This window comes from Mammaliicoccus sp. I-M35 (assembly GCF_022386455.1).
Classification (GTDB): domain Bacteria; phylum Bacillota; class Bacilli; order Staphylococcales; family Staphylococcaceae; genus Mammaliicoccus; species Mammaliicoccus sciuri_A.
In genome coordinates, this window is sequence record NZ_JAJNIL010000017.1 from 23,912 (window position 1) to 41,891 (window position 17,980).

17 protein-coding genes are annotated in these 17,980 nt (G+C 32.6%); 13 read left to right on the forward strand and 4 right to left on the reverse strand.

The window, feature by feature from the left end; translation table 11 throughout:
* The first annotated feature begins 40 nt into the window (after positions 1 to 40).
* A complete protein-coding gene (locus LQ679_RS14085) occupies positions 41 to 856 on the forward strand; it encodes a metallophosphoesterase (protein ID WP_049319910.1) in 816 nt (271 codons plus the stop codon).
* A gap of 43 nt (positions 857 to 899) precedes the next feature.
* Positions 900 to 1,334 (forward strand): DUF3995 domain-containing protein, encoded by a 435-nt coding sequence (locus LQ679_RS14090; protein WP_159315919.1) that lies wholly within the window; start codon positions 900 to 902, stop codon positions 1,332 to 1,334.
* A 212-nt stretch (positions 1,335 to 1,546) separates the two neighbouring features.
* Here the strand turns inward: LQ679_RS14090 and LQ679_RS14095 are convergent, their stop codons facing one another.
* Positions 1,547 to 2,575 carry a siderophore ABC transporter substrate-binding protein gene (locus tag LQ679_RS14095; protein WP_239763436.1) on the reverse strand — a complete coding sequence of 343 codons (1,029 nt, stop codon included), beginning with the start codon at positions 2,573 to 2,575 and terminating at the stop codon, positions 1,547 to 1,549.
* Positions 2,576 to 2,588: 13 nt separating this feature from the next.
* Complete coding sequence (locus tag LQ679_RS14100) at positions 2,589 to 3,293, reverse strand: DUF5694 domain-containing protein (protein ID WP_159315917.1); 705 nt, start codon at positions 3,291 to 3,293, stop codon at positions 2,589 to 2,591.
* 143 nt (positions 3,294 to 3,436) lie between these two features.
* Here LQ679_RS14100 and LQ679_RS14105 point away from each other — a divergent pair, with 143 nt between their 5' ends.
* Both LQ679_RS14105 and LQ679_RS14110 read left to right on the forward strand, forming a co-directional pair.
* The gene (locus LQ679_RS14105; protein WP_227531897.1) at positions 3,437 to 4,486 is read left to right on the forward strand and encodes an ABC transporter permease; all 1,050 of its coding nucleotides are present in this window, start codon (positions 3,437 to 3,439) and stop codon (positions 4,484 to 4,486) included.
* A gap of 11 nt (positions 4,487 to 4,497) precedes the next feature.
* Positions 4,498 to 5,163 carry an ABC transporter ATP-binding protein gene (locus LQ679_RS14110; RefSeq protein WP_239763438.1) on the forward strand — a complete coding sequence of 222 codons (666 nt, stop codon included), beginning with the start codon at positions 4,498 to 4,500 and terminating at the stop codon, positions 5,161 to 5,163.
* A gap of 629 nt (positions 5,164 to 5,792) precedes the next feature.
* Here LQ679_RS14110 and LQ679_RS14115 read toward each other — a convergent pair.
* Positions 5,793 to 6,734, reverse strand: a complete 942-nt coding sequence (locus LQ679_RS14115; protein ID WP_239763444.1) for a nucleoside hydrolase — start codon at positions 6,732 to 6,734, stop codon at positions 5,793 to 5,795.
* Between the two features lie 175 nt (positions 6,735 to 6,909).
* Here LQ679_RS14115 and adcA point away from each other — a divergent pair, with 175 nt between their 5' ends.
* Positions 6,910 to 8,502, forward strand: coding sequence for a zinc ABC transporter substrate-binding lipoprotein AdcA (gene adcA, locus LQ679_RS14120; protein WP_159315847.1), 1,593 nt, complete (start codon positions 6,910 to 6,912; stop codon positions 8,500 to 8,502).
* Positions 8,503 to 8,589: 87 nt separating this feature from the next.
* A complete protein-coding gene (locus tag LQ679_RS14125) occupies positions 8,590 to 9,321 on the forward strand; it encodes a class I SAM-dependent DNA methyltransferase (RefSeq protein ID WP_239763446.1) in 732 nt (243 codons plus the stop codon).
* 104 nt (positions 9,322 to 9,425) lie between these two features.
* On the opposite strand, the gene LQ679_RS14130 is transcribed toward LQ679_RS14125, so the two are convergent.
* Positions 9,426 to 10,349 (reverse strand): ABC transporter substrate-binding protein, encoded by a 924-nt coding sequence (locus tag LQ679_RS14130; protein WP_159315845.1) that lies wholly within the window; start codon positions 10,347 to 10,349, stop codon positions 9,426 to 9,428.
* A 157-nt stretch (positions 10,350 to 10,506) separates the two neighbouring features.
* Between LQ679_RS14130 and LQ679_RS14135 the strand changes: the two genes are divergently transcribed.
* The 7 genes from LQ679_RS14135 (at position 10,507) to celB (ending at position 17,749) form a co-directional block, all read left to right on the forward strand.
* Positions 10,507 to 11,421, forward strand: coding sequence for a DUF7916 family protein (locus LQ679_RS14135; protein WP_204255822.1), 915 nt, complete (start codon positions 10,507 to 10,509; stop codon positions 11,419 to 11,421).
* Positions 11,422 to 11,727: 306 nt separating this feature from the next.
* The gene (locus LQ679_RS14140) at positions 11,728 to 13,158 is read left to right on the forward strand and encodes a 6-phospho-beta-glucosidase (RefSeq protein ID WP_204189427.1); all 1,431 of its coding nucleotides are present in this window, start codon (positions 11,728 to 11,730) and stop codon (positions 13,156 to 13,158) included.
* Positions 13,159 to 13,176: 18 nt separating this feature from the next.
* Positions 13,177 to 13,494 carry a PTS cellobiose transporter subunit IIB gene (locus tag LQ679_RS14145; RefSeq protein WP_103361768.1) on the forward strand — a complete coding sequence of 106 codons (318 nt, stop codon included), beginning with the start codon at positions 13,177 to 13,179 and terminating at the stop codon, positions 13,492 to 13,494.
* Positions 13,495 to 13,529: 35 nt separating this feature from the next.
* Positions 13,530 to 15,518, forward strand: coding sequence for a BglG family transcription antiterminator (locus tag LQ679_RS14150; RefSeq protein WP_239763448.1), 1,989 nt, complete (start codon positions 13,530 to 13,532; stop codon positions 15,516 to 15,518).
* Between the two features lie 13 nt (positions 15,519 to 15,531).
* Positions 15,532 to 15,855: a PTS cellobiose transporter subunit IIA gene (locus LQ679_RS14155; protein WP_037589328.1), complete on the forward strand. Its 324-nt coding sequence runs from the start codon at positions 15,532 to 15,534 to the stop codon at positions 15,853 to 15,855.
* A gap of 13 nt (positions 15,856 to 15,868) precedes the next feature.
* Positions 15,869 to 16,372, forward strand: coding sequence for a hypothetical protein (locus LQ679_RS14160; protein ID WP_103361770.1), 504 nt, complete (start codon positions 15,869 to 15,871; stop codon positions 16,370 to 16,372).
* A 21-nt stretch (positions 16,373 to 16,393) separates the two neighbouring features.
* A complete protein-coding gene (gene celB / locus LQ679_RS14165) occupies positions 16,394 to 17,749 on the forward strand; it encodes a PTS cellobiose transporter subunit IIC (RefSeq protein WP_037589326.1) in 1,356 nt (451 codons plus the stop codon).
* Positions 17,750 to 17,980 lie beyond the last annotated feature (231 nt).

Below are 17,980 nucleotides of genomic sequence, written 5' to 3' on the forward strand. Positions count from 1 at the left end.
TGATATACAACGTTATTTTAAAGAAAGCTAGGTCATGCATATGAGAATTGGTACCATTTCAGATTTGCATATAGATAGAAGTAAAGATTACTATCCTCAAGATTTTGAATATATTTTAGCGCAAGAAATTACACATTTGAATTTAGACCTTTTATTAATAGCAGGTGATGTTTCAAATCATTATTTACAAACGATGCAGTTTGTTCAAAATGTTAAGCGTCATTCTAAAGTTGAAGTGTTGTTTATACCTGGCAATCATGATTATTGGAAAAAAGATCAAGAAGAAAAAAGTTCGTATGAAATTTTTGAATATTATAAAGCGCAACCTGAAAGTATTATAGCAAGTCCATATATTGTGAATGAAGATTGGGCGATTGTCGGGCATAGTGGATGGTATGATTATAGCTTTGCAGATCAAAACAAATTTAGTATGGAAAGGTTAGAACGTAGAAAATATTACGGCTCTACATGGTTGGATAAAGAACATATCGATTGGGGTAAGTCAGACTTAGAAATGTCGCGATTAGCTGCAGAATCCGTGAAAAATGATTTAGAACAGGTGAAAGATAAAAATATTATATTAATGACGCATATTGTGACCAATCGTAAATTTGCAGTTCCAATGCCACATAGAATATTTGATTACTTTAATGCATTTATAGGTACATCAGACTTTGACAAGTTCTATGAAGCATATCCAATCAAATACAGCATTATGGGGCATGTTCATTTCCGTAATATAATAGAAGAAAGTGGTATTCAATATATATGTCCATGTCTCGGTTATCAAAGAGAGTGGCGAACGACTGATTTAGCAACTGAAATTAAAAATACAATACAAGTTATCGAAATATAAAAAAATATATCGCAGAAAATTTATGATTATAATAGGTGATTGAATGAAAAAGTATATATCATTATTTATCATAGCAGGAAGTGTGCATGCACTATTTTCATTGTATTGGGGACTTGGTGGAGAAGCGGGTCTCATAACAGTTGGCTCATGGGTCTTCACGTTAAGTGCACAGTTTGGAATATGGATTAATATCGCGCTGTTATTAATAGGGGTGTTTAAATTTTTAGCGACCATCGTGCCATTAACATTAACCAATCATTTTGATAAGAAAATATATATCATATCTTTAATAGGCAGTATTTTTCTAATGATATATGGCGGATTAAACATGATAATTGGCATATTAAAAATGTGTAAAATAATCGAAAACCATAACTATTTTACAGCCTTCGGACAAGCATACGTGTGGGATCCACTATTTTTATTATGGGGAATCGGATTGTTCGGATATATTATGAAAGTGAAACAGAATAGATAAAGGAAAACGCCACTGGCAGGAGCCTGTGGCGTTTTTGTCGTATAAGATGACGAAGTTTGTATGCTGTAAGGGACAGAATTCCGAGAAATGTCCGTAAGAGAGCGTCCATCTAATTACCAGAATTCAGAATAATGGAAGATACAGCCGTTCTAATTACCAGAATTCCGAATAGTGATAGTTAGCCACAACCTCAACACCACCATCCACACTTATTATTTCTGTTCTTGTAATTTTTTCGCGATTTGTTGTATTTCTTGTATTTGTTTCGTAGTGGATTTAATGCCACCTGATGAGAAGTACCATGATTTTGCATCTAAGTTAATGATGTTATTATTTTTTATGGCATCTACGTCTTTAAGTACGTCGTTTCCTAGTACTTTCTTACTTGTTCCTTTTCCGTCTGTTGCTTCGTCTCTATCCATTGCGAATATGACTTCTGGATCTTTTGAAGCGACGTATTCAAAGCTGACGGGTTGGCCGTGTGGATTTGGTTTAACTTTTTTATCTGCTGGTTTAAATCCAAGTTGATCATAAAGTAGGCCACCGAATCTTCCGCCTGGTCCGTAAGTTGATAATTCGCCTTGGCTTGTAAGTAGCAGCATGACACTGTTATCTATATTTTTAACTGATTTCTTAGCTTTTTGTTCTTCATTTTTAAGTTGATCTGTAAGTTCTTTAGCTTTCTTTTCTTCTCCAAAAATCTTTCCGAGTTTCGTCGTGTTATCTGAAACTGATTTTACGACGGCATTATCATCTGAACCTATATAAAGAAGTGATGCGTTAGGGGCAGCTTTTTTAAATTCTTTTAATGTTTCGCTGCTTGCTGTACGATTTGAAAAGATAATCAAATCTGGATCAAGTTCAGCTATTTTTTCAAAATTTGGTTTTCCTAATTCACCGACATTTGTATATTTATCTTTCGTAAAAGATTTTAATTCTTTAGGTAGCATAGAGTCGCTTGAACCAATTGAAATACCGGCTACATTATTTTCTTTACCAAGTGCTTTAATGATATCTGTTGCACCATAATCAAATGTGACGACTTTTTTTGGATCTTTCGTGATTTTGACTTTTTCATCTTTCTGTTCTGCATCTCTTCCATCTTTATATTTACCACGTAATTCATATTTTTGATTAACTGTAACTGTTTCTTTCTTGCTGTCTGAATCACTTGTTTCTTTTGATTGACCACATGCTGCTAATAAAAGTGTGATGACCATTAATACAAGTAACTTTTTCATTATGTATGCTCCTTTATTTTAATATATTTATTGATGGAACGACTTTAAATAAACCTGTTGATTCTATCATGAATTTTAAAATTCTGACATGACTCATACCTGTAAAGACAACTGTTCTATCATGATTGAGTGCATTTTTCATGATGTTGTTGGCCATAAATTGATTACGTTCTAACCATTCAAGTGAAAAGGCGATACCTGGACTATCTGCAAGTGAACGAATAGCAAAAACTTGTTCTAAAGGAATGACTGTATCCTGATATTCCGTTAATTGTTCATATAATGATAAATCTTGTCCTTTTTTATTTTGATGACTTTGTTTTGCTTCGTTTAAATGTTGGTATAGTATAGGGTTATCATTTTCAAGGTATTCATCTGCAAATGCTGCACGAATCTTACGTGTTTGCATTTGATTGTTGTCGATTGGTATAACAGTTGGTAAATTTAATTTCAATGCGAGTGGTATCGCTAAAAAATGATGTTCGTTGAGTTGAAGCGGTAAATGTTTACGGGATAATTGGTTAAAGTCTTTATCTAATTGATTTTTATTTTTAATATCCCATTCAATTGCGATTAAATCTGGATTGTATTGCTGTAATTTATTCAAAATGACGTCAGCGTCTTCTAAGTATCGTTGATAAGTTTCTAAAAAATATTGATTGCTTTGGTCTAACCGAATATGTGGCGTACCAATGATGCAAATTTCTTTTTGTGCCAATTTGACACCTCCTTAATTGATAATCGTTATCAATTATACATGAACGTTTTTATAAATACAATGCTGCTATTATTTTAAGATAATTAAATAATAATGTTATAATTAAATAATAGAAAATTTAGATTCAGGAAAGGGCTGGAAGTATGTTTTTAGCTTGGAATGAAATGAGACGAAATAAGACGAAGTTTGGTCTAATTATTGGCGTATTAGTTATGATTAGCTATCTTTTATTCTTATTATCAGGGTTAGCAAATGGATTGATGAATATGAATAGAGAAGCAGTCGATTTATGGAAAGCAGATGCGATTGTATTGAATAAAGATGCCAATCAAACAGTTGCACAATCATCTATTAATACAGATGATGTTAAGGGCAAATTTGATAAAAGTGAAGGCTTAAAGCAAACGGCTGTTATTGCTTCAGACGGTAAAAACAAAGAGAATGCGACGGTCTTTGGTATCGATGGAGAAGGTTTCTTAATGCCTAAAATAGAAGACGGCAAACTGTTTGAGAAAGATAATGAAGTCGTTGCAGATCATACTTTAAAAACAAAAGGATTTAAAATCGGGGACACATTAACACTTTCAAATAGTGATGAAGAATTAAAAATTGTCGGTTTCTCAGTAAGTTCTAAATTTAATGCATCACCTGTTTTATTTACAAATAATGAAACGATTGGGAAATTAAATCCGATGTTAAAAGGCGATAAGATTAATGCGCTTGTCGTTAAAGATAAAAATTGGAAAGATGTTGAATTGAATAAAGATTTAGAAGTAGATGACATTGAATCATTTATTACGAAATTACCAGGCTATCAAGCGCAAAATTTAACACTAAACTTTATGATTGTATTCTTATTTGCGATTTCAGCAATGGTTATTGGTATATTCTTATACATTATTACGTTACAAAAGAGAAATTTATTTGGTGTCTTAAAAGCGCAAGGATTAACGAATGGCTTTTTAGCGCGTTCAGTTATGAGCCAAACGATTATTATCGCTTTAATCGGTACATTGATTGGCTTTGGATTAACGGTGTTAACAGGTTCATTCTTACCAGAAGCAGTGCCTATTAAATTTGATTATTTAACAATGTTGTTATACGGTATCGTGCTTATTATCGTCGCAATTTTAGGTAGTTTATTCTCAGTATTAAGTATACGAAAAGTAGAACCATTGAAAGTCATTAGTTAGGAGGCGGAAACATGTTAGCATTTGAGAATGTCACAAAGTCATTTAAAGACGGTAATAGAACGATAGAAGCAGTAAAATCAACCAACTTTAAATTAGAAAAAGGCGAACTAGTCGCCATTATTGGACCATCAGGATCAGGGAAAAGTACGCTATTAACAATGGCAGGTGCCTTGCAATTACCATCAGAAGGTACTGTGTCTTTAAATGGTCAAAATATCAATCAATATAATGAAAAACAATTATCTAAACTTCGATTAAAAGAAATCGGCTTTATACTACAAACGAGTAATTTAATACCATTTTTAACCGTGCAACAACAATTTGAATTACTTAAAAAAGTGAAAAAAGACGTGATGAATGAAGAAGAACATACAAGGTTATTAAAACAACTCGGTTTGGATAAAATCTTAACCCAATTACCAAGTGAAATATCAGGCGGTCAAAAACAAAGAGTGGCTATCGCTAAAGCACTTTACACAAATCCATCGGTTATACTAGCAGACGAACCAACCGCATCATTAGATACAGAAAATGCAATAGAAGTTATGGAAATATTGAGAAGAGAAACAAAAGAATTAAATAAATTATGTATTATCGTAACGCACGATCAAAGACTGACATCATACTGTGATAAAGTATTTAAAATGGTAGACGGTGAGTTGAAAGAAGAAGCATAACGTGGTTGATTAAATAGAAGAATATAGAAGTAAGGATGATAAACAATGTTATAAGGTTTATCATCCTTTTTTTATTTAAAAATATGTAATGAGAAATAAAATTAATGAAAATACTAATAAAAGAATAGATATAAGTAAATTGAATTTTTCTTTTTCCCAAATATCAGCTAAGAAAAATAGAGATAACGATAGTAAAATTAATGATGTGAAAAATTTACTATTTAAATTAGCAAACGCAACTATTAATAATAAGAAGCCCAACAATACACTGATCCAAAATGATATTCTTGTTTTTAAAAAGTTAATTGGTAACACGCTCCTTTATTGTTAAATTCTAATTATAATCTATTAATATCATTAATTTACAAAAAAAGGAAGGTGTACTTGTATAAATAGATTGTATTCATATAATGCTATAAAAGAGAAGGTATTTTATAACGATTTTGTGAAGTGCGGACGCCTGAGGGAATCGTATGCGTGAGAGACTACAGGCTCGAACCATACCCTAGGCAAGCATGCACGAACAAAATCGTAGATTATAAAAATAACAACTCACTTTTACTGAATAAATCAGTCGAATGAGTTGTTATTTATTTTGAGTTAGTATTGATATCCTAGCCTTTTATTTTTTATTCATAACTTTTTAATGCTTTTTCCATGATGTCCCATGCTAAGTCTACGTTCACTTCTGTAGCGAAATAGGCGTTAGGTTCTTGTTTATAAGTATTATGCAAATCTACAGACATTGTGCCATATGTGAGGTCGCTTTGATGTTCAATTTGGATAAATGTTTTTTGTAACGTGAATATTTCAGGATGCAGCAAATAGAGAATTGTACAAGCATCATGAATAGGACCACCATCCATATCGAATTGTGATTTATATGTAGATTTAAAGAACTTTAAGAGCTCAACTACGAAATGAGAAATTGGATTATTGATTTGATGAAATCTTTCAATTACAGCATCATCTGCTAATAATTGATGCGTCACATCTAATCCGAATACTACAACTGGGATGCCACTTTCAAATACTTTTTTCGCTGCTTCTGCATCAACCCAAATATTAAACTCCGAAGTTGGGGTCCAATTTCCAAACGTTCCACCCCCCATAATGACGATTTCTTCTATATTATGAGCGATTTTAGGTTCTTGGATAAGTGCCATCGCAACATTTGTTAACGGTCCTGTTGCTACGAGTGTTATAGGTTCGTTACTATTTAAGACTTCTTCAATTATGACATTTACACCATGCTGGTTTGTAGGCTTTAAGTTTGGAACTTTTGGTAATTCAGGACCATCTAAGCCACTTTCACCATGAATACTTTCAGCAAATGCAGCTTTCTTAATTAAAGGTCTGTCCGCACCGACTGAAACAGGAATGTCGCCTCTATTCATAATATCTAATACGTTTAAAGCGTTTGTTGTATTCTTATCTACTGATTGATTCCCCGCAACTGTTGTCACTGCTAAGATATTTAATGGACTAGATTGAGCACCAGCCAATATTAATGCGATAGCATCGTCGTGCCCAGGATCACAATCCATGATGATTTTTCTATTTTGTAACATTTAAACACGTCCTCTTAATTAATGTATGTCTTGATGTCATTATACTAAAGCGTTTTCAACTAAACAAAATAAACAGACTATAAAAAATTATTCTAAATAAGGTCTTGTTTTTTAACAAATATACGTATATAATTTTAAATCGTAAACGTTACTATTTGTATAAGGAGTGTACGAGATGAAAAAATGGATTGGGGTACTAACAGTTGTTTTTGCAATTTGTATGGTATTAGCTGGCTGTAATCAAACAGATAGCAAAAATAATGATTCTGATAAATTAAAGATTAAGACGACAGTTTACCCATTGAAATCTTTTATAGAACAAATTGGCGGTAAGCATGTAGAAGTAGAATCAATTTATCCTGCAGGAACAGATTTACATAGTTATGAACCAACGCAAAAAGATATTTTAAACGCGAGTAAAGCAGATTTATTTGTTTATACAGGAGATGATTTAGATCCAGTAGCAAAGAAAATTGCCTCAACTATTAAAAAAGATGATAAAAAATTATCACTTCAAAATAGTATGGATCAATCAGAACTTTTAACAGATCAACATGAACATGGTCACGAGCACGGGGAAGATCATGATGACGAAGATGAACATCATGAACATGGAGAAGACCATGAAGAGCATGAACACGAACATGAACATCATCACCACGGTGGATTTGATCCTCATGTATGGTTAGATCCTAAAATCGACCAAGAAATGATCAAAGGAATTAAAGATGAATTAATTAAGAAAGACCCAGACCATAAAGCAGATTATGAGAAAAATTATAAAAAATTAAATAATGAATTATCGGATATCGATCAATCATTAAAAGATGCTACTAAAGGTCATGAAGGCCATACAGTATTTATCTCTCATGAATCTTTAGGTTACTTAGCAAATCGTTATGGATTTGTTCAAAAAGGTGTTCAAAGTATGAATGCTGAAGATCCATCACAAAAAGAATTAACTGAAATTGTTAAAGAAATTAAAGATACAGATGCGAAATACATCTTATATGAAAGCAATATTTCATCAAAAATTACAGACACAATTCGTAAAGAAACAGATGCTAAGCCATTAACGTTTAATAATATGGAATCTTTAACGAAAGAACAATTAAAAGAAAAAGACCTTTCATATCAGTCATTAATGAAAGAAAATATTAAAAATATCGAAAAATCATTAAACGACAAGATTACAACAAAAGATGATAAGAAAGCTGCATCACATGATAAAGCAATTGAAAAAGGGTATTTCAAAGATTCACAAGTAAAAGACCGTAAACTATCTGATTATGAAGGTGACTGGCAATCAGTATATCCATATTTAAAAGATGGCACACTTGATGAAGTCTTCGAACATAAAGCTGAAGAAGATGGCAAAATGTCTGAAAAAGAATATAAAGCTTATTATGATAAAGGCTATAAAACAGATGTCGAAAACATCAAAATCGATGGCAATAAAATCAGTTTTACTAAAGAAGGCAAAACAACAACTGGAGAATATGAGTACGATGGCTATGATATCTTAAAATATGAAAAAGGTAATAGAGGCGTAAGATACACATTTAAATTAAAAGGTGAATCAAACGATAACTTACCGAAATATGTACAATTTAGCGATCACAATATTTATCCTAAAAAAGCTGCACATTTCCATATATTCACGGGCAATGATAAAGATAAAGTCTTAAAAGAATTAGATAACTGGCCAACTTATTATCCAGCTAAATTATCTAAAGACGAAGTTAAAGAAGAAATGTTAGCACATTAAAGTAAAGAACCTGAGACCACGGTGGTCTCAGGTTCTTTTTTATATAAATGATTGCTATACTAAATTTAATAAAAGGGAGATGTTAAAATGACAAATATTTATGATCAAGATGATTTCTTTGAAGGCTATAAACAAAAAAGAAATCATGCATTAAGTTATAATGAAGTCGTTGAAATGCCTGAGATGAAGCGGTTAATGCCAGATTTAAATGGCAAAACAGTACTTGATATTGGCTGTGGTATGGGGCATTTAATTGCGCATATGTTGAAATTACATCCTAAACATATTACAGGAATAGATGAGTCACTCAATATGATTAACGCAAGTCGCGAAAAATTTAATACTAACAATGTCACGTTATATCATGAATCATTTATGGGTTTTGAGACGAATGAAACGTATGATGTAATCGTATCTTCTCTTGTGTTTCATTATATTGAAGATTTTAAGAGATGCACCGATAAGTTGAATCAGCTATTAAATAATGGTGGCACGTTACTCTTTACAATGGAACATCCTATACAAACAGCCACTAAAGAACCCGAAGTTGCACTAGAAGATGACAAAGGTATATTTTTACGAATGGAACATTATTTTGATGAGTCATCTCGTTCAGCAAATTGGCTAGGTGCGGATGTTTATAAATATCATCATACAATTGAGACAATCTTCAATAATTTAATAGAAAATGACTTTGAAATTCAATGTGTAAAAGACCTCGGGCAGTCTGAGGAAGTATTTAAAATGTATGATCAAGCACGTATCAATAAGTTGAAACAATTCCCGCCATTTCTATTAGTAAAAGCAAAGAAAAAGTAGAAGAGTAAAAGAGCTTCAATAAGTTAATATTTATAAAAAGACACACGTATAATTGAAAAGTTTTCAACTTTATACGTGTGCTTAACATGTTGATCAGTATAATTTTATTTCATTTCTTTTAGTTGTTTTAAAATGATTTCTCTTTGTTTTTCTAGAGAAATTGGATCATTATATTGCGTTTGTTGTAAATCTAATTCGATAACATGGTTGTTTTTAACTGCATCAAGGTTTTTCCAGTTAGTTGTTTGTGTGAATTGTGGTGTTTCTCCCATTGTTGCTAGGATAATATAATCACCTGTATAATCAGAAAGTTCTTCTTCAGATGGTGTTGCCATATAAGCATTCTTTGTTTCTTTTTCTAATTTTTCAGGTTGTGTCATTCCGTATCCACCATAAACAATTTCTGTACCACGTCCATAGTTTTTACCGAAAGCTGTTAAACCTTTTGGTGTTGATTGTAGGACTGTAATAGTTTTCCCGTCTACTTTATCACCTAAAGATTTTTTATCTTTTTCAAGTTTTTCTTCCCAATCTTTTATCCATTTTTCTGCTTTGTCTTGTTCATTTACAATTTCCCCGAGTTCTTTAGTAGCAGCTTTGTAGTCTGATTTCATAGCATCCATTTGGACAGTTGGTGCAATTTTTTTGAGTTTATTAATGTTTTTATCTTCTTTAGTAGTAATGATTAAATCCGGCTTTGTTTTAGCAATATCTTCAACATTATTTTGACCTAACATTTTTGCACCTTTAGTAGCATCAGATAAAGTTTTATTTTGTTTCACAAAATCGATGACGCCAACAGGTTTATGGCCAAATTCAACTAATGCACCTATGTATGTCGGATGTAATACGACAATTCTTTTCGGATCTTTAGGTATTTTGATTTTTTCACCATCATCTTGTTTAAATACTTTAGTATCAGATGAAGAATCCGATTTTGTTTCTGACGACTTTTCTTTAGTATCTGAGCTATTACAAGCTGCCAAGAAAAATAATAAGCATAAGCAAAAAACTAATAATCTTTTCATAAATTAAACCCTCCAAAAATATGATAATGATAATCAATATCATTTAAATTATAGCAATCAACATTAATTATTCAATACTTTATTTTTAAATTAATTTGACTTTGTTATTTTTTAAATATATCTTTGGTTTGTGTTAGTAAAAGAAGGGGTGAATATTTTGGTTAAACGATTAATTAGTGCAAATACGTCTGATATTTTGAGCTTTACATCAGAGGAATTGAAGCAAAGTATTAAGGCGAGTGAAGGTAGAACGGTACTTAGTGAGAATGTTGTCGTACATACGCCTGCTTTAGTTCAAGATATTACAAATGCGGAAATGGCCACTGCTTTTGGAGCGGATATGATTTTACTGAATGCTTTAGATGTCAATGAACCAGAAATTAAAGGTCTATACCATGAAGCTTATCAAGGGACTGGCAATGCTGTTCAAGACTTAAAGAAACTTGTCGGTAGACCTATTGGCGTAAATTTAGAACCAGTTGATGATCAAGCGAATATGGCAGAAGTGAAACTGGATATTTCTGCAGGTAGAAAAGCAACTAAAGAAACTTTTATACAAGCTGAAAAATTAGGTTTTGATTTTGTATGTTTAACTGGGAATCCAGCAACTGGTGTTACAAACAATCATATTTTAGAAGCGATTAAAGTAGGGAAATCTCATTTTAATGGGCTGATTATTGCTGGTAAGATGCACGGTTCAGGTGTAGATGAGCCTGTCGTTAATTTAGAAGCGATAACGAATTTTGTAGAAGCTGGAGCAGATATTATATTAGTGCCGGCAGTAGGAACAGTTTGGGGTGTCAGTGAAGAAGAAGTGAGAGAAGCTGTTCAAGTTGCACATAAACAGGGCGCACTAGTGATGAGTGCGATCGGTACATCACAAGAAGGTTCGGATGAGGCGACAATTAGAGAAATAGCTATCAAAAATAAAACATTAGGCGTAGATATTCAACATATAGGTGATGCAGGATATGGTGGATTAGCACCAGTTGAGAATATATATGCATTAAGTAAAGCCATTAGAGGACAACGCCATACAGTATCTAGAATAGCAAGATCAATCAATAGATAAATAAGAATGAAGAGAGGATGAGACAGTGTAGGCTGTCTCATCCTCTCTTCATATTTGTTTGGAAAGTTAGTATCGGTCCAGAAACGGGAAATATGGACCGATAAATAAAAATATCGACCCGAAAACCTCACCTCATTTTAATCTGCTGCCCAAATTACCACAATAAATCATCCAAAACTGCATAAAATCTACCTATTATAAAAGACTTCCGTAATACTACGGAACTTTTCGATATGCTATTCGTTTATGAAAACGTTTACAATAAAATTGTATTAAGAAATGTTTGATTAAAGGAGGAAGGATACAATGTCAAAACTACCAGAGGATTTTTTATGGGGAGGTGCTGTTGCGGCGCATCAACTTGAAGGTGCTTGGCAAGAAGATGGTAAAGGAATCAGTGTTGCAGATGTTATGACTGCAGCTTCTCACGGGAAACATCGAGAAATTACAGATGGCGTTATTGAAGGTAAATATTATCCAAACCATGAAGCGATTGATTTTTATCATCGATATAAAGAAGATATTCAATTATTTAGTGAAATGGGCTTTAAATGTTTCAGAACTTCGATCGCATGGTCAAGAATTTTTCCGAATGGTGATGATCAAGAACCTAATGAACAAGGTTTAGCATTCTATGATGACTTGTTTGATGAGTGTTTGAAGTATGGGATTGAACCTGTTGTAACATTGTCTCACTTTGAATTACCTTATCACCTTGTAACTGAGTATGGTGGCTTCCGAAATAGGAAAGTGATTGATTTCTTCGTTCGATTTGCAACAGTTTGTTTTGAAAGATATAAAGACAAAGTTAAATATTGGATGACGTTCAATGAGATTAATAACCAATCTAACTTTGATGAAGATTTTGCGCCATTTACGAACTCAGGCGTGAAATATCAACCTGGTGAAAATCGTGAACAAATTATGTATCAAGCAGCACATTATGAATTGGTTGCGAGCGCTCAAGCAACAAAAATTGGTCATGACATTAATCCAGACTTTGAAATAGGATGTATGATAGCAATGTGTCCGGTATATCCAGCAACTTGTAATCCGAAAGATATCTTAATGGCTCAAAAAGCGATGCAAAAGAGATATTACTTTACGGATGTCCATGTTCATGGTGCATATCCAGGATATATGACACAGTATTTCAAAGATAAATCGTTCAATTTAGATATTACAGATCAAGATATTGAAGATTTGAAACAGGGCACAGTTGATTACATTGGCTTTAGTTATTACATGTCATTCGCAATTTCACATGAAAAATCTAACGATAAATATGATTATGTTGAAACACGTGATTTAGTAAAAAATGACTATGTACAAGCTTCAGATTGGGGATGGCAAATTGATCCTGAAGGCTTAAGGTATGCGATGAACTGGTTTACAGATATGTATCATTTACCATTGTTTATTGTTGAAAATGGCTTCGGCGCTATTGATGAACTTGGTGAAGACGGCATTGTCCATGATGATTATAGAATTGAATATTTAAAAACTCACATCGAACAATTTATTAAAGCTGTCGATGAAGATGGTGTCGATTTAATGGGATATACACCATGGGGTTGTATAGATTTAGTATCTGCCGGAACTGGCGAAATGAAAAAGAGATACGGCTTTATTTATGTAGATAAAGATAACGAAGGTCATGGTACCTTAGACCGTTCTAAAAAAGATTCATTCTATTGGTACAAAAAAGTTATTGCAAGTAATGGAGAACAATTATAACATTTGGAGGTTTTTATTATGAAAAAAGCGTTAATTATATGTGCAGCAGGTATGTCATCATCACTAATGGCTAAAAAAACAACGAGTTATTTACAAGAACAAGGACATGACATTGAAGTTGATGCCGTTTCAGCAAATGAAGGCGGAAAAATGATTGAAAAACAATCTTTCGATTTATATTTAGTGAGTCCACAAACTAAAATGTATTTTAAAAAATTAAAAGAAGCTGGCGATAGAGTTAATAAACCAGTTGTGAATATCCCACCACAAGCATATGTTCCGATTCCAATGGGCATTGAAAAATTGGCGAGTGTAATTTTGCAAGACATAGAATAATCAGTATAATATTCTCTATGAAATGAGGGAAGCTTATGCTTAGTCAAAGAGAAATAGATATACTCAGTTATTTATCACAGCGACGTAATGAATTTGTCAAAAGCTCAGAAATTGCAACGATCTTGCAACTCTCAGATAGAACGATTCGAAAATATATCAAAACCCTTAAACCTGAAATTGAAAAAAATGGAGCAACTTTAATTGCTAAACAAGGGTATGGTTATCAACTCAAAATCAATTTAATGATTGAATTTGAAAATTTTTTAAAAAGATATTTGAGCACTAAATCTGTGAATCAAGAAAGTATTAATGATTCAAAAGATAGACAATATTATATTTTGAATTTATTACTTTTTAATAAGACAGCTATTACGATTGAGCAATTAAGCGAACAATTATTTATCTCGAGATCCACAATATCTCACGATATCGCAAATATAAAAAAGATGATTGCGCAATATGATTTAGAACTTGTAAGCAAACAGCAACATGGTATCGGAATTGATGGAGATGAACGAGATAAACGCCATTTTATCATGGATTATTTCTTAGGAAATAGTTTCTTTCATTCTATTAATAAATATTTTCAAGATACGCCACTTTTGCAGCAAATTAATATGGAAGAGTTGGCAATTATTGTTGTAGATGAAACGAGAGAATCTAAAGTATATTTATCAGATTATATACTCCAAAATCTTGTACTACATTTAGGACTGATGATAAGAAGACTGTTAGATGGGCATTGTTTAAAAACAATTGCTTCAAATGAAGAGGTATTAACAGAAAATGAATTGTCAGTCGCGAGAAAAATTTTAAACCGTGTTGAACGTATTTATCAAATATCGTTTCCAGAAGAAGAAGCGAAGTATATTAGTTTGCATATTATGAGCAAAGGTTCAAAACAACAAGAAAGCGATGAAGAGAGTGATTTATCTCATCGCGTATCTCAAATATTAGGAATAATAGAAGCGGATTTTGGATTTCCAATGTCGTCAGACAGTCAATTATTGTATGGACTAGTGACTCACTTACAGCCGTTGATTAAACGAATTCGCAATAATATTCACTTGGAAAATCCAATTTTGAATGACATTAAATCACAAAATGAAGCTTCACTTACGATGACTAAAAATTATTTTGGTGAATTAGAAGAGTTAAAAGACCAAGATGTCAGTGAAGGAGAATGGGCGTATTTAACATTACATTTACTTGCAGCTATTGAAAAATATTACCAAAGAGAAAAGTTAAATGTCCTCGTTATTTGTGCAACGGGTTATGGTAGTGCACAGATGTTAAAGGTTCGAGTAGAAAGAGAATTTTGTATACAGATGAATATCATTGATGTGATTAGCTACTATGAAATAACAGACGAAAAATTAGAAAATATTGATTTGATTATTTCATCTATTGATTTATCAACCATCGTATTTAAAGTGCCTGTCATACAAGTGAATGTATTACTCAATGATCAAGATATTAAGAAAATTAATACATTTATTCATCATCATGATTCAAAATTTTCATATAACCATGTGTTAGAAGAGAATATGGCACTTGAACAATATAGTTCTTTCTTTAGTCAATATTGCAGTGAACATGCATTTAATTATATTGAAGAACCAATCACTAAACATCAGCTGTATCAGCTTTTGATCAAGCAATTAAGTATTAAAGAAGAACCGTGTTTTGAAGAGAAGTTGAAACGACAACTTCGGTATAGAGAAGAGTTGAGTACAGTTGTATTCAGTGATGAAGTAGCTGTTCCACATACAGCACAACCAGTTGGAGATTATTCAAGTATAGCGGTAGCACTTGTGCCTGGCGGGGTGTATTGGAACGAACAGTTTCCGAATATTAAGCTAATCATTATGTTATCACCTTCAAAATATAACGACAATGAGCTCAAAACGATCATCGATATTATCGTGAACCTCATAGATTCAGATGACAAAATTTCTGAACTGATGAATTGTAAGGATTATAACAGCTTTAAAAATTATATGATTGGTCAATATCACAAGTAAAGGGAGTTAGTCTATGGAACAAGAAGAAATTCAAGTTGTTGCTTTTGAAATTATTTTACATAGTGGTACAGCGCGTACAAATATACATGATGCTTTTAAAAAGATGCGTGAAAACAACTATGAAGAAGCGGAACAACTATTAGATGAAGCAAACCAAGAGATAACGTTAGCGCATCAATCTCAAACGGATTTACTACAAAAATATGCATCAGGTGAGTCTATTAATATGGAAATTATTATGGTTCATGCACAAGATCATCTCATGACAACGATGACGTTAAAAGAAGTCGCAATTGAGATGTTGCATTTGTATCAAAAAGTAAATGATGCAGTATAAATGAGGGATAAAAATGGATCAAGAAACGAAAAATAAAATTGAAAAAAATAGAAGAGAAACAAGTCTCAAAGCTATGTATTTTAATCGATTTTTATTAGTGAGATATATGTCTGCTTTGTTCTTCTTTTCTAATTTATATTGGTTTTTTACACTTGTGATGAGTCGCTCTTTAGCATTGATACTGCCACTTGTGTTGATGATTGTGATTTTGATCAGTGTTGCAGAACAAGTCAGAATGTATGGTAATCATTCGAATCAAGCGAAGTATACTTATTACTGCTTTTTAAGTATAAGCACAATCAATCTATTGCTTATACCCATTATATTATTCACACCTTTATTCCAATATTTATATCCATTTATTGTGGATCAATCAGCGTCTCGACTTTTCGTAGTTGGCATACTGGTATGTGGCTTATGCATCAGCGGATTCATCTTATTTAGATTACACAATATTCGACACGATAAAGATTGGCATTATAAACGACTACAAAGATTTGAAAATGCAATGAACTAATCAAAGAAAAGGGGTCTTGAAATGGGATCAGAAAACAAAGTTTTTGCTTTTTTAGAGAAGTATTTAATGGGTCCAATGGGGAAAATTGCTTCATTTAGAATTGTAAGAGCGATTATGGCAGCTGGTATGGCGTGTATACCTTTTACAATTGTAGGATCAATGTTTTTAGTGTTAAACGTTATTCCACAGACTTTTACGTTTTTAGAAGGATTTTGGAATAGTACATTTTTAAAAATTGGTGATTTGTACATGTTAGCCAATAAAGCAACGATGGGGATACTAGCCTTGTATTTCTGTTTAGTCATTGGTTATGAATATACTAAAATTTATGCAGAGGAAGAAGACTTAGATGTTAACCCACTTAACGGTGCATTATTATCTATGTTTGCTTACTTTATGGCCATTCCACAATTAGTAATGGATGATGGTAAAATGGTCTTAGTTAATATCATGAAAAAAGATGTCAATATTTTTAATGGTTGGGAAATGTCTGGTGATGGTGTCAGTAGGCTAGGTACGACCGGGATATTCACTGCAATTATCATGTCTATCATAGCCGTTCAATTATATAGACTGTGTGTAAAACGTCAATGGATTATAAAAATGCCAGAAGCGGTACCAGAAGGGGTTTCAAGATCATTTACAGCATTAATTCCAGCATTCTTAGTTGCTTTCGTTATACTGGCATTTACAGGAATATTAGTAGCTTTTGATACGGATATTTTCAAAATTATTGCTGTGCCATTTGGATTTGTTGTTAACTTAACAAGTAGTTGGATTGGTATACTCGTGATTTACTTCTTAATTCATGCACTTTGGATTGTAGGTATACATGGCGCAAATATTATCAGTGCTTTTATTACACCAATTGTTTTATCAAACATGCAATTAAATATTGAAGGGGCAAATATTCCATTTGCTGGTGAATTCCAGAACTCATTCGTTGTTATGGGTGGATCAGGTGCGACATTAGGACTATGTGTGTTTATCGCATTTTTAGCAAAATCAGAGCAACTACGTGTATTAGGAAAAGCATCATTAGCACCAGGATTATTTAACATTAATGAACCACTTGTATTTGGATTACCAATTGTTTATAACCCATTCTTAGCCATTCCATTTTTCCTAGCACCAATGGTATCAGCTTCAATAGGGTATTGGACAATTAAATTAGAACTCGTGAAACCAATTATTGCACAAGTACCATGGCCATCACCAATTGGATTTGGGGCATTTATTGGAACAGCAGGAAGTCTTATGGCAGTACTTGTTTCATTAATTTGTGGATTTGTAGCATTCTTAATCTGGTTCCCATTTATTAAGATATATGATAAAAAATTAGTAGAACAAGAAAAAGGAAACGACGCATTAATATAGAAGTTTGAGATGTAGAGGCAACGCTATGGTGGCGTTGCCTCTTTCCTTTTTGTATTGGGTAATTTCTGGACCGATAAAAAAATTTACCGGTCCATAAACGAGAAATATGGACCGATAAAATAAATTATCGACCCGAAAACAGGATTTACAGGCCGATAAATAAAAATATCGACCCGAAAATGGGATTTACAGGCCGATAAAAAAATTTATCGACCCGAAAACAGGATTTGC